At 69.6% G+C, this 13,056-nt stretch carries 11 protein-coding genes and 1 pseudogene; 1 reads left to right on the forward strand and 11 read right to left on the reverse strand.

Annotation, left to right across the window (positions count from 1 at the left end; genetic code table 11):
• Positions 1 to 5 precede the first annotated feature (5 nt).
• The 9 genes from ACWIGU_RS40720 to rpsB form a co-directional block, all read right to left on the reverse strand.
• On the reverse strand, positions 6 to 1,061 hold the full coding sequence (locus ACWIGU_RS40720; protein WP_454406871.1) for an ABC transporter ATP-binding protein: 1,056 nt from the start codon (positions 1,059 to 1,061) through the stop codon (positions 6 to 8).
• The gene (locus tag ACWIGU_RS40725; protein WP_454406942.1) at positions 1,061 to 2,707 is read right to left on the reverse strand and encodes an ABC transporter permease; all 1,647 of its coding nucleotides are present in this window, start codon (positions 2,705 to 2,707) and stop codon (positions 1,061 to 1,063) included. Before ACWIGU_RS40725 ends, ACWIGU_RS40720 begins: the two co-directional genes overlap by 1 nt.
• Before the next feature lie 113 nt (positions 2,708 to 2,820).
• Positions 2,821 to 3,906: a thiamine ABC transporter substrate-binding protein gene (locus tag ACWIGU_RS40730; RefSeq protein WP_454406873.1), complete on the reverse strand. Its 1,086-nt coding sequence runs from the start codon at positions 3,904 to 3,906 to the stop codon at positions 2,821 to 2,823.
• Between the two features lie 209 nt (positions 3,907 to 4,115).
• A complete protein-coding gene (rlmN, locus tag ACWIGU_RS40735) occupies positions 4,116 to 5,222 on the reverse strand; it encodes a 23S rRNA (adenine(2503)-C(2))-methyltransferase RlmN (protein ID WP_127829924.1) in 1,107 nt (368 codons plus the stop codon).
• 317 nt (positions 5,223 to 5,539) lie between these two features.
• On the reverse strand, positions 5,540 to 6,784 hold the full coding sequence (locus ACWIGU_RS40740; protein ID WP_454406874.1) for a phosphatidate cytidylyltransferase: 1,245 nt from the start codon (positions 6,782 to 6,784) through the stop codon (positions 5,540 to 5,542).
• Positions 6,785 to 6,792: 8 nt separating this feature from the next.
• Positions 6,793 to 7,350, reverse strand: coding sequence for a ribosome recycling factor (gene frr, locus ACWIGU_RS40745; protein WP_329569876.1), 558 nt, complete (start codon positions 7,348 to 7,350; stop codon positions 6,793 to 6,795).
• Between the two features lie 123 nt (positions 7,351 to 7,473).
• Complete coding sequence (gene pyrH, locus ACWIGU_RS40750) at positions 7,474 to 8,247, reverse strand: UMP kinase (RefSeq protein WP_266674649.1); 774 nt, start codon at positions 8,245 to 8,247, stop codon at positions 7,474 to 7,476.
• A 210-nt stretch (positions 8,248 to 8,457) separates the two neighbouring features.
• On the reverse strand, positions 8,458 to 9,294 hold the full coding sequence (gene tsf / locus ACWIGU_RS40755; RefSeq protein WP_100595085.1) for a translation elongation factor Ts: 837 nt from the start codon (positions 9,292 to 9,294) through the stop codon (positions 8,458 to 8,460).
• 92 nt (positions 9,295 to 9,386) lie between these two features.
• Positions 9,387 to 10,301, reverse strand: a complete 915-nt coding sequence (rpsB, locus tag ACWIGU_RS40760) for a 30S ribosomal protein S2 (RefSeq protein ID WP_356282128.1) — start codon at positions 10,299 to 10,301, stop codon at positions 9,387 to 9,389.
• 294 nt (positions 10,302 to 10,595) lie between these two features.
• On the opposite strand from rpsB, the pseudogene ACWIGU_RS40765 reads away from it, so the two are divergent.
• Positions 10,596 to 11,087: pseudogene (locus tag ACWIGU_RS40765) on the forward strand (peptidoglycan DD-metalloendopeptidase family protein); the annotation flags it as partial.
• 231 nt (positions 11,088 to 11,318) lie between these two features.
• On the opposite strand, the gene ACWIGU_RS40770 reads toward ACWIGU_RS40765, so the two are convergent.
• Positions 11,319 to 11,876 (reverse strand): TetR/AcrR family transcriptional regulator, encoded by a 558-nt coding sequence (locus ACWIGU_RS40770; RefSeq protein WP_366119838.1) that lies wholly within the window; start codon positions 11,874 to 11,876, stop codon positions 11,319 to 11,321.
• Between the two features lie 104 nt (positions 11,877 to 11,980).
• The gene (whiG, locus tag ACWIGU_RS40775; protein ID WP_454406876.1) at positions 11,981 to 12,817 is read right to left on the reverse strand and encodes an RNA polymerase sigma factor WhiG; all 837 of its coding nucleotides are present in this window, start codon (positions 12,815 to 12,817) and stop codon (positions 11,981 to 11,983) included.
• Positions 12,818 to 13,056 lie beyond the last annotated feature (239 nt).

A 13,056-nucleotide genomic window follows, 5' to 3' on the forward strand; every position in this document is an offset into this window, starting at 1 on the left:
GGACCCTACGTGGGAGCAACACCGTCCAGCACCACGATTTCGCCCGCGTCGAACGCCACCCCGACCTCACCCCCCGACTCCGGCGCGTCCCGCAGCGCGCAGGCCGCTTCGAGGCGGGGCGCCTGTCCGGCCTGGAGGTGTACGGCGACATGCGTGCCGCGGAAGGTGCGCGCGGTGACCGTGCACGTCAACTGGGCCTCGGCGGCGGGCACGAGGCGTACGCCCGGAGGCCTGACGAGGATCTTGGCGCGGCCCTGCGGGGACCCCGCGGGCACGGGAACCTTGCCCCAGGGAGTATCGGCCGCCTCCCCGACGATCGTGGCGTCGACCACGTTGTCGAAGCCGAGGAAGCGCGCCACGAACTCGTCGGCAGGATGCTGCCACACCTCAAGTGGCGTGCCGGACTGGGCGATCCGCCCGTCGCGCATCACCACGACACGGTCGGCGAGTGCGAAGGCCTCGCCCTGGTCGTGCGTCACCGCGAGCACGGTCGTACCCAACTCGCCGAAGAGTTCCCTGAGTTCGACGACCAGGCGCTCCCGCAGCGAGCGGTCGAGCTGGCCGAGCGGCTCGTCGAGCATGAGCAGACGAGGGCGGGGAGCGAGCGCCCTGGCGAGAGCGACGCGCTGCTGCTCGCCGCCGGACAGCGAGACGACGGGGCGCTGCCCGGCGCCGGGCAGCCCGACAAGCTCCAGCAACTCCCGTACACGGTCTTGCCGTTCGGAGCGGGAGGCGCCGTGCATCCGCAGCCCGAAGGCGACGTTTCCGCCCACGTCGCGCTGCGGGAACAGCTGGTGGTCCTGGAACATGAGGCCGACGCCCCGCCGGTGCGCGGGCACACCCGCCTGGTCGCGGCCGTCGAGGAACACGCGGCCCCCGTCGAGCCCCTGGAGCCCGGCCACGACCCGCAGCAGCGTCGACTTGCCGCTGCCGCTGGGGCCGAGCACGCACACGATCTCGTGCTCGGCGACCTCCAGACCGACCCGGTCGAGCGCCGCATGCGCCGTTTCGGACGGGCCGCCGAACCGCACGGTCGCGTCGTCCAGAGTCAGCAGGGCCATCAGAACTCCCCCGTCGTACGGTCCGTGCGGATGCGTTCGAGCAGCAGCAGCGACACCGCGCACACCACCATGAGAATCGTCGAAAGGGCCATCGCCTGGCCGTAGTTGAGGTCGCCGGCGCGCCCGAGGAGCCGCGCCACGGCGACCGGCAGGGTCGGGTTGTCCGGGCGGGCGATGAACACGGTCGCCCCGAACTCGCCGAGCGACACGGCGAACGCGAACCCGGCCGCGATCAGCAGCGCCCTGCGCACCATCGGCAGATCGACCTCGCGCCAGGCCCGCAGCGGCGAGGCGCCGAGGACGGCGGCGGCCTCGCGCAGCCGCCCGTCGACCGCGCGCAGGACCGGCAGCATGGTGCGGACGACGAAGGGCACCCCGACGAGGGCCTGGGCCAGCGGCACCAGGATCCACGCGCCGCGCAGGTCGAGGGGCGGCTTGTCCAGGGTGATCAGGAATCCGAAGCCCACGGTGACGGCGGAGACGCCGAGCGGCAGCATGAGGAGCGCGTCGAAACCCCGTACGAGACGGCCGGCCATGGGGGTCCCCCCGCTCGAGCGGAGCCGAGAGTGGGGGAACGTCAGGGCCGCGGCGGCGAGTCCGCCGATGACCACCGCGATGGCGGTCGCCGCGAGCGCGTACGCGAGAGAGTTCCAGATCGCCTCGATCGGCGGCACCAGGAACACGCCGCTGCCGGACGAGGTCAGTGCCTTGTAGTAGGCGAACCCGAAGCCGTCGGGACCGTCGAACGAGCGCTGGACGAGCACGCCGAGCGGCAGCAGGATCAGCACCGCGACCGTGGCGACCACCCCGGCGAGCAGCGCCCACTGGCCCGCGCCGCGCGGGCGCCGGGCGGTGTGCGCCGCGTCGACGAGGCGCAGCCCGCTCTCGCGGCGGCGCACGCTCCAGGCGTGCACGGCGAGGATGATCCCGACGGCGGCGAACTGCACGATCGTGAGGACGGCCGCCGTGGAGAGGTCGAAGATCTGCGCGGTCTGCCGGTAGATCTCCACTTCGAGGGTGGAGAACGTCGGCCCGCCGAGGATCTGGACCACGCCGAACGACGTGAACGTGAAGAGGAAGACCATCAGCGCGGCGGCCGCGACGGCCGGTCCGAGCGCGGGCAGCGTCACCTTCCGCCAGGCCGTCCAGCGGGAGGCGCCCAGCATCCGGGCGGCCTCCTCCTGCCGCGGGTCGAGCTGCGACCACAGTCCGCCGACGGTGCGCACGACGACGGCGTAGTTGAAGAAGACATGGGCGAGCAGGATGGCCCACACGGTGGTGTCGAGGCGTACGCCCCACAGGCTGTCGAGCAGCCCGCCGCGGCCGACCAGCGCCAGGAACGCCGTGCCGACGACGACGGTCGGCAGCACGAACGGCACGGTGACGGCGGCCTTCAGGACCTGCTTGCCCCTGAACTCGAAGCGCGCGAAGACGTACGCGCCGGGGAGCGCGATCAGCAGCGTGAGCGCCGTCGACGCGAGCGCCTGCCAGGTCGTGAACCACAGGACGTGCCGGATGTCGGGCTGCCCCAGCACATCGGCGATCCGCCCCAACTGCCAGTGGCCGCCTGCCTTCAGGCCGCGGGCGACGATCGCCGCGACCGGATAGGCGAAGAACAGCGCGAAGAACGCGACGGGCACAGCCATCAGGCCGAGCCGCGCCGCGCTCCCGCGCCCCTTGAGGGACTTCGCCGAGGGCTTCACCGGGGCCTTCACCGGGGGATTTACCGGTTGCTTCACCGAAGGCCCTGCGGGCGGCGTCACTTCAGTACGAGTGAGGTCCACGACTTGACCCAGGCGTCACGGTTGTCGGCGATCTTCTTCGGCGCCATGGTCTTCGGGGCGTCGACCTCGACGTCGTACTTCGCGTAGTCGGCGGGCAGGGCGGCGTCCTTCGTCACCGGGTCCACGAACATGTTCAGCGGCATGTCCTGCTGGAACTCCTTCGTGATCAGGAAGTCGAGGAGCGCCTTGCCGCCCTTCTCGTTCTTCGCGTTGCTCAGCAGGCCGGCGAACTCCGTCTGGCGGAAGCAGGTGCCGGTCGCGACCCCGGTCGGGGCGGTCTTCGGCTGCGGGTCCGAGTAGATGGCCTCGGCCGGCGGCGACGACGCGTACGACACGACGAGCGGCCGGTCACCGCCCGTCTTCCTGCCACCGGCGGAGCCCGAGAACTCCTCGTTGTACGCCTGCTCCCAGCCGTCGACGACCTTCACGCCGTTGGCCTTGAGCTTCTTCCAGTAGCCCTGCCAGCCCTCGTCGCCGTACTGCGCGGCGCTGCCGAGCAGGAAGCCGAGACCGGGCGACGACGTCGACACGTTCTCCGTGACGAGCAGGTTCTTGTACGCCGGCTTGGCGAGGTCGTCGAACGAGGCGGGCGGCGTCAGCTTGTGATCGGCGAAGTACTTCTTGTCGTAGTTGACGCAGATGTCGCCGGTGTCGATCGGGGTGACCCGGTGCTTGTCCCTGTCGAGCTGGTACTCGGCCCCCACCTGGTCCAGGCCCTTGGCCTCGTACGGCTGGAAGAGGCCGTTGCCGAGGGCTCGCGACAGGAGCGTGTTGTCGACGCCGAAGAGGACGTCGCCCTGCGGATTGTCCTTGGACAGGATGGCCTTGTTGACGGCCTCGCCCGCGTCACCGTCCTTCAGGACCGTGACCTTGTAGCCGGAGCGCTTCTCGAAGTCCTTGAGCACGCTCTTGGAGACGGCCCACGAGTCATGGCTGACGAGGGTGACGGTCTTGGAGTCCGCGGAGTCCTTGCCGGAGCCGGATCCCCCGCACGCGGAGAGCGTGACGAGTCCGAGACCGGCCGTCACGGCGACGGCCGTGGCCTTGATGGTGATGCTCACTTAAGTTCCCTCCTGGGTGACCAGGAAGAGACGCGGCCCTGCCCGGGATCGCGGACGATTCCCGGGCAGGGCACAACAGCTTGAGTGGCGACCGAACTTCCTACCCAGAATGACCTGGGCAAGGTTCAGAGGGTCTGCGGCCGATGCCGCACTCTCAGCGCTGTGGCGCTCCCCTGTCGGAATATGAAGATGTACGTACGCCAGTCAGGTTACCGCTCGGTGGCGGCGAGCTGGCCGCACGCCCCGTCGATCTCCTGGCCACGGGTGTCGCGGACGGTGACCGGGACGCCATGGGCCGCGATGGCCTCGACGAAGGCCTTCTCGTCCTCGGGGCGCGAGGCCGTCCACTTCGAGCCCGGCGTCGGGTTCAGCGGGATCAGGTTGACGTGGACCCGCTTGCCCTTGAGCAGGCGGCCGAGCCGGTCACCGCGCCAGGCCTGGTCGTTGATGTCGCGGATGAGCGCGTACTCGATGGAGATGCGACGGCCCGACTTCTCGGAGTACTCCCACGCCGCGTCGAGTACCTCGCGGACCTTCCAGCGCGTGTTGACCGGGACGAGGGTGTCGCGCAGCTCGTCGTCGGGGGCGTGCAGCGAGACGGCGAGACGGCACTTGAGGCCCTCGTCGGCGAGCCGGTGCATGGCGGGGACCAGACCGACGGTCGAGACGGTGATCCCGCGCTGCGAGAGGCCGACGCCGTCGGGCTCGGGGTCGGTGAGCGCGCGGATGGCGCCGACGACCCGCTTGTAGTTGGCCAGGGGCTCGCCCATGCCCATGAAGACGATGTTGCTCAGGCGCGCCGGGCCGCCCGGGATCTCGCCGTCGCGCAGCGCGCGCATGCCGTCGACGATCTGGTGCACGATCTCGCCCGTCGACAGGTTCCGGTCGAGGCCGGCCTGTCCCGTGGCGCAGAACGGGCAGTTCATTCCGCAGCCCGCCTGCGAGCTGATGCACATGGTGACCCGGTCCGGGTAGCGCATCAGGACGGACTCGACGAGCGTGCCGTCGAAGAGCCGCCACAGGGTCTTGCGGGTGGTGTCCTGGTCCGTCGACAGATGCCGGACGACCGTCATCAGCTCCGGAAGCAGCGCCTCCTGCAGCTTGCCGCGCGAGGCGGCGGGGATGTCGGTCCACTCCGCGGGGTCGTGCGCGAACCGCGAGAAGTAGTGCTGCGACAGCTGCTTGGCGCGGAACGGCTTCTCACCGATCGCGGCAACGGCCTCCTTCCGCTCGGCGGGCGAGAGGTCGGCGAGGTGCCGCGGCGGCTTCTTGGCTCCGCGCGGGGCGACGAAAGTGAGTTCTCCGGGCTTAGGCATAACTCGTCCAGTGTCGCAGATCCATTTGCGTGACCTGGGGCACAAGAAGTGCGGGGTGGTCGTCGCCGGCCGTGACTGGCCGTCGTGGGCCACCCTCGGAGGGCCCACAGACGGCCCCGGCCGCCCGGCTCCCGGCAAAACCGCCCCCGGTCAGCGCCAAACGTAGGTCGGGGGCCAATTCCCGCCGGATCACCGCCAGTTCTCCGGCCTCAGACATGACCCTTCCAGTGCCGCAGACACGACAACGGGCCCGCCGCCCTGTGGACAACGAGCCCGTCACCTGAATCCGCGCAGGTCAGCCGGGATGAGCGGGCCGGTCAGCCGGCTCCGACGAAGATCACCAGGAGCAGCCAGACCACCGGCGCCGTCGGGAGCAGCGAGTCGAGGCGGTCCATGATCCCGCCGTGCCCGGGGAGGAGCGTGCCCATGTCCTTGATCCCCAGGTCGCGCTTGATCATCGACTCGCCGAGGTCGCCGAGCGTGGCGCTGGCCGCGACCGCGAGCCCGAGCAGCAGACCCTGCCACCAGGCACCGTCGTCGATCAGGAACTGCATGCACAGCGCGCCGGCGGCCATCGCGAACGTCACCGCGCCGACCAGCCCCTCGCGCGTCTTGCCGGGGCTGATGCGCGGGGCGAGCTTGTGCTTGCCGAAGCGCCAGCCGATCGCGTACGCGCCGGTGTCGCTGACGACCGTCAGCAGCAGGAACGTCAGGACGCGCCGCGGCCCGTCGTCCGCGGTGAGCATGAGCGCCACGAAAGTCGCGAGGAACGGCACGTAGAACGCTGCGAAGACACCGGCCGTGACGTCCCTGAGGTAGCCCTCGGGGGGCTCCGTCATGCGCCAGACCAGGACCGCGAGCGCGGTGAGCGCCATCGCCACCCAGGCGCCCTCGGTGCCGCGGACATATCCGGCGACGACCATCGCCGCGCCGCCGACTGCGAGCGGCACAAGCGGCGCCTTGATGCCCTTGCGCTCCTCGAGCCGCGAGGTGAGCTCCCAGAGGCCGACGACGACGGCCACCGCTATCACGCCGATGAACACGGCCTTGACGATGAAGAGCGACGCGACGATCACCGCGCCGAGCCCCACCCCGACTCCTATGGCGGCCCCGAGGTCACGGCCCGCGCTCTTCTTCGGCGGTGCGGGGGCGGGCTGTGCGGCGCTTGGCATGGGCTCCTGCCGGCTCTCGTGCTGCGCCTCGTGCGGCGTCACATACGGCGTCTGGTGCTGCGTCGGGCGGTGCGTCTGATGCTGCGGCTCGTGCTGTGCCTGATGCTGCGACTCGTGCTGTCCCCCGCGAGGGTCCTCGTGCCGGCTCCCGCCCTGCGACGCGTCGCGGAACAGGGGACCGCTCGGCCGAGCAGCCCCCCGATCGTCGTCCTGGTCACGACCACCGGCGGGTACCTCGGGCATTTCGGGCACGATGGGCATGGGCCGAGTCTCCTCAACCGCATGCTGTTCGTACGCGGGACCCGCCGGGGAAGCCCCCTGGGAGGGCCCCTGGTCGGGCGGCCCCCAGTACCCGGCTCCGGTCGGCGCTCCCCAGGAAGACTCGTTCACGGAATTCCTCAGACCTCGAGCAGCTCGGCTTCCTTGTGCTTGAGCAGCTCGTCCACCTGTGCGACGTACTTCGCGGTGGTGTCGTCGAGCTCCTTCTCGGCGCGGCGGCCCTCGTCCTCGCCGACCTCGCCGTCCTTGACGAACTTGTCGATCGTCTCCTTGGCCTTGCGGCGGATGGAGCGGATCGAGATCTTGGAGTCCTCGGCCTTGGTCTTGGCGACCTTGATGTACTCCTTGCGGCGGTCCTGGGTCAGCTCCGGGAACGTCACACGAATGATGTTGCCGTCGTTGCTCGGGTTGACGCCGAGGTCCGAGTCGCGGATCGCCTGCTCGATGTTGCGCAGCGCGCTCTTGTCGAACGGGGTCACCACGGCCATCCGCGGCTCGGGCACGGAGAACGAGGCCAGCTGGTTGATCGGGGTCAGCGCGCCGTAGTAATCCGCCACGATCTTGTTGAACATCGCCGGGTGCGCACGGCCGGTGCGGATCGCGGCGAAGTCCTCCTTGGCGACCACGACGGCCTTCTCCATCTTCTCCTCGGCCTCGAGGAGGGTCTCTTCGATCACCACTTGCTCCTGCGTGTCTTGAGTGAGGCCCGGCATGCGCCCAGGGCGGCCGGCTGCGTCGTGTGTCTTTCCTGCACGGTGTCCGACCGGCAGGACATTGTCCATCCCCTGGCGGGGGTCGTGTCAGGCCCGCGTTCCGTGGTCGCCCACGAGCGTGCCGATCTTCTCACCCTTGACCGCTCGCGCGATATTGCCCTCGGCGAGCAGTTCGAAGACGAGGATGGGCAGCTTGTTGTCGCGGCACAGGGTGATCGCGGTCATGTCGGCGACCTTGAGGTCGCGGGTGATGACCTCGCCGTAGCTGAGCGCGTCGAACTTCACAGCCTCGGGGTTGGTCTTCGGGTCGGAGTCGTAGACCCCGTCCACCCCGTTCTTGCCCATGAGCAGCGCCTCGGCGTCGATCTCCAGGGCGCGCTGGGCGGCGGTCGTGTCGGTGGAGAAGTACGGCATGCCCATACCGGCGCCGAAGATGACGACGCGGCCCTTCTCCAGGTGGCGCACGGCGCGCAGCGGGATGTACGGCTCGGCGACCTGCCCCATGGTGATGGCGGTCTGCACGCGGCTGTCGATGCCCTCCTTCTCCAGGAAGTCCTGGAGCGCGAGGCAGTTCATGACGGTGCCGAGCATGCCCATGTAGTCGGAGCGGGCCCGGTCCATGCCGCGCTGCTGGAGCTCGGCGCCGCGGAAGAAGTTGCCGCCGCCGATGACGACGGCGATCTGCGCGCCGTCGCGCACGACGGCCGCGATCTCACGGGCGATCTTGTGCACCACGTCGGGGTCGACGCCCAGACCCCCGCCACCGGCGAACGCCTCGCCGGACAGCTTCAGCAAAAAGCGCCCCGCGCCTTTGCCGTCGTCGCTCTTGTCGCCCTTGTCGGCCTTGGTGGTGGTGGTCATGGTGATCTCGCCTCTTTACTTGGCACACATACAAAGAAGGCCATTGCCGGTGGGGTGTTGTTCGCATCCCATGCTCGGCAATGGCCTCCTCGTCACATCTGCGGTCACCCGGCGCGGACGCGCGCGTGGCGGCGTACGCGGGAGACTGCTGTCGACCCTACTGGGATCTCGTCGACCCTAGCGGTGTCTTCCGGCTGTCGCGGTACGGACTCAGATGCCGACCTTGATGCGCGAGAAGCGCTTCAGGGTGACACCGGCCTCGTCCAGGACCTTCTGCACGGACTTCTTGTTGTCCAGCGCGTACGGCTGGCCGAGGAGGGTGGCCTCCTTGAAGAAGCCGTTGACGCGACCCTCGACGATCTTCGGGAGAGCGGCCTCGGGCTTGCCCTCGGCGCGCGTGGTCTCCTCGGCGACGCGACGCTCGGACTCGACGACCTCGGCCGGGACGTCCTCACGGGAGAGGTACTTCGGCGCGAAGGCGGCGATGTGCTGCGCGATGCCCTTGGCGAGGTCGGCGTCGGCCTTGTCCAGCTCGACCAGAACACCGATCTGCGGGGGCAGGTCGGGCATGGTGCGGTGCATGTACGCGGTGACGTAGGCGCCGGAGAACTGCGCGAAGCGGTCGAGGACGATCTTCTCGCCGAGGTTGGCGTTGGCCTCGTCGACGTACGCCTGGACGGTCTTGCCGGGCTCGATCTCGGACGCGAGGAGCGCCGCGATGTCGGCCGGGTTCGTCTTGGCGGCGTGGGCGGCGAGGGAGTTCGCGACGGCCTGGAACTTCTCACCCTTGGCGACGAAGTCCGTCTCGCACTTCAGCTCGAGGATGACACCGGAGGTGTTGTCGTCGGCGATGAGGGAGACGACGGCGCCGTTCTCGGCGGAGCGGCCCTCGCGCTTGGCGACGCCCTTCTGGCCCTTGATGCGCAGGGCCTCGACGGCCTTGTCGACGCTGCCGTCGGCCTCGTCGAGCGCCTTCTTGCAGTCCATCATGCCGGCGCCCGTGAGCTCGCGGAGCTTCTTGACGTCAGCGGCGGTGTAGTTCGCCATGATCTGAAATTCTCTCTCGAAGTCTGAAAGATCTACGGGTGAACGGCGGGGGCCGAGTCGGCCCCCGCCGTCAACTACCGAACCGGGGAGGTTCAGGCCTGCTCGGCGTCCGCGGCCGGAGCCTCGGCGACAACCTCGGTGGCGACCTCGGCCTCGGCGTCGGCGACCTTCTCCGTCTCGGCGGAGGTCTGGACCTCGGCCTCGGCGGCCGGCTTCTCGTCGGCCTTCTTCTCGCCCTCGAGCAGGTCGCGCTCCCACTCGGCGAGCGGCTCGCCCGCGGCCTTCTCGCCCGGCTTCTGGTCGCCGGTGGCGGCACCGGAGCGGGCGATGAGGCCCTCGGCGACGGCGTCGGCGATCACGCGGGTGAGCAGGGTGACGGAGCGGATCGCGTCGTCGTTGCCCGGGATCTTGTAGTCGACCTCGTCGGGGTCGCAGTTGGTGTCGAGGATGGCGACGACCGGGATGTTGAGCTTCCGGGCCTCACCGACCGCGATGTGCTCCTTCTTGGTGTCCACGATCCAGACGGCGCTGGGCACCTTGGACATCTCGCGGATACCGCCGAGGGTCTTCTCCAGCTTGGCCTTCTCGCGGGAGAGGACGAGCAGCTCCTTCTTGGTGAGGCCGGACGCGGCCACATCCTCGAAGTCGATCTGCTCAAGCTCCTTGAGGCGCTGCAGACGCTTGTAGACGGTCGAGAAGTTGGTGAGCATGCCGCCCAGCCAGCGCTGGTTGACGTAGGGCATGCCGACGCGGGTCGCCTGCTCGGCGATCGCCTCCTGCGCCTGCTTCTTCGTACCGACGAACATGACCGTGCCGCCGTGGGCGACGGTCTCCTTGACGAACTCGTAGGCGCGGTCGATGTACGACAGCGACTGGAGCAGGTCGATGATGTAGATGCCGTTGCGCTCGGTGAAGATGAAGCGCTTCATCTTCGGGTTCCAGCGACGGGTCTGGTGACCGAAGTGGACGCCGCTTTCCAGCAGCTCCCGCATCGTGACGACGGCCATGGCCGTACTCCTTGGGTTCTCGGTTGCCGCGACCGCAGGATTGCTGTCGCGCCTGACGCCCCGCGCGCTGTGCCACGAGGGACCGAGGAGCGCGGACACCGTCACGAATGACCTGGTGTTGGGGCGTGCGAAGTCGATCGGGTGACCCCGATCGCCATTCAGAAGTGTACGGGACCCGCGAGGTGCCGGGTGACGCCGCTGTCCACAACCGATCGGTAGTCCACAGATCCGGTCCATGATCCCCGCGGATCGCGTCGGGACGGGACCGTTCAGTGCATGCGACTGATGCTGACGATGACGATGACCGCGGCGCTGGCGGGCCTCTTGCCGCCCCCGCCGGTACCGACCGTGGGCGCCGCCTGGCCGGTGGGGGCGCGGCCCCTGATCGTACGGGGCTGGGCCCCGCCGGCGACGGAGTACGGGGCGGGCCACCGCGGCGTGGACCTGGCCGCGCCGGTCGGCGCCCCGGTCAGAGCGGTGGCGCGGGGCCGGGTGTCGTTCGCGGGCCGCGTGGCGGGCGCGGGGGTGGTGGCGGTGGAACTGTCAGGAACGGGCGATCCACCCCTACGGACTACGTACGAACCGGTGACGCCGTCGGTGAAGAAGGGCGCCCTGGTGGCGCCGGGCGAGGTAGTGGGCGCGCTGGAACCCGCGACAGACCATTGCGGCCCGACGTCCTGCCTGCACTGGGGCTTGCTACGCGGTGACACCTACCTCGACCCGCTGTCCCTACTGCCACCCCGGTTGTTGCGCCAGGGTCCGTCGCGACTGCTGCCGGTGCTGGGGGCGGGTGGCGCGGCGGCGGGGACGGGCGGCCCGCCTTGGGCCGACCCGCCTTTGCTGGTCCCGCTGTTGCCGGTCCGGTCGGCCGTTCGTGCAGGCGCCATGAGGGCCGGCGCACCGCGACCCTTCTCGCCGCTGCTGCCGGGCGGGGCGACGGCCGGCGTCCGGTACGGAGATGAGTGCCGCACGGGAGCCGGCCCCGCTTGCGCCGGCCCCTAGGGCTCGCGCCCTGGATCAGCCGCTGACGCCCCGGAGAGCCATGCTCACGGCCGCCTCGGTGATGGCCGAGGGGTCTTCCGCCGCGCCCAGTTCGATGCGCCGGACCGCCGCGTCCACCACCCCCTGAAGGAGCATTGCCGCGAGGCGCGGTTCCGTGTGGCCCATGTCGGCGAGCGCCTCGACGATCATCGCGACCAGCCCGCCGTGGGCGGCGCGGATCTTCTCGCGCGCCCCTGAATCGAGTTCGCTCGCCGAGATGGCCACGACCGCGCGGTGCCGGCGGTCGCCCACCAGCGAGAGCTGCTCCCGCACATACGCCTCGACCTTGCCCTCGGGGGTCCCGGCGCGCTCCATCGCCGTGGAGACCTCCGCCGCCCAGACGGGGAAGTCAACCTCGCAGAGCTCTTCGACGACCGCGGCCCGCGACCGGAAGTACTCGTACACGGAGGACCGGGCGAGCCCGGTGCGCTCGGCGAGCGCGGGGAAGGTCAGCGCCTCCGTCCCGCCCTCGGACAACAGGGAGCGCGCCGCGTCCAGAAGGGCGCCGCGCTGCATCGACCGGTGCTCGGCCACTGAGGCCGCTCGAATCCTTGGCACGTCACCACTTTACGGACGGGAGGCGCGCCGCGGGAGTCGTCCTGCCCCACGCACGGCCCGGCAGGGACGATTCCGCATCGTCAGCGCCGGAAGGCGGCCAGCTTCGCGCGCAGCTGGAGGACGGACTTGGTGTGGATCTGACTGACGCGGCTCTCGGTCACGCCGAGCACATTGCCGATCTCCGCGAGGGTGAGGCCCTCGTAGTAGTAGAGCGTCACCACGGTCTTCTCGCGCTCGGGCAGCGTGTTGATCGCTCGCGCCAGATACCGCCGCAGCTCCCGGTCCTCGGCGACTTCGACCGGGTTGTCGGCGGCGTGATCCTCGAGCGTGTCCATCAGGCTGAGCCGGTCGCCGCTCTCGCCACCGGCGTGCAGCAGCTCTTCCAGGGCCACCACGTTCGCGAGGGACAACTGGCTGAAGACCGCGTGCAGTTCCTCGATCCTGATGCCGAGCTCTGCGGCCACCTCGCTCTCCGACGGAGTCCGCCGCAGCTGCGCCTCGAGCGTGGCGTAGGCCCGCTCGACGTTGCGTGCCTTCTGCCGCACGGAACGCGGAATCCAGTCGAGCGCCCGGAGTTCGTCGATCATGGCGCCGCGGATCCGGGTGATCGCGTACGTCTCGAACTTGATCTCGCGCTCGATATCGAATTTCTCGATCGCGTCGATCAGTCCGAAGACCCCCGAGGACACGAAGTCGGCCTGTTCGACATTGGGCGGCAGCCCGACGCTGACGCGGCCCGCGACGTACTTGACCAGCGGCGAGTAGTGCAGGATGAGCTGCTCGCGCAATCGCCCGTCGCCCGTCGTCTTGTACGACCTCCACAGCTCCTCGAGCGACGAGGGAGCAGGAGGCCGCACGCTGCCACGGGCAGCGGGGGGAACCGCAGCCCGGTCAGACCCGGAGGTGTGCTGGGGCATTCGTCGCCTTGTGCCGTTCTGCCGTGAACTGGGGATTTGTGCGCCTGGCGCCGGACTGATGGTAAAGATCCCAAGATATCTGTCTGATGCTCGGTTGCCCATCTGATCGTGGTTGCTCTTCGTTGCCAGGCTGATTCCGGATTGAACCGAACGAGCCGGAATCCTGGTGAGCGTAGCGTGACTGGAGTGTCGCAGTGTGCGAAGACTATGGGATCGCACGTGCGCAGATACGTTCCGTT

It is taken from the genome of Streptomyces sp. NPDC055400, from assembly GCF_053644375.1.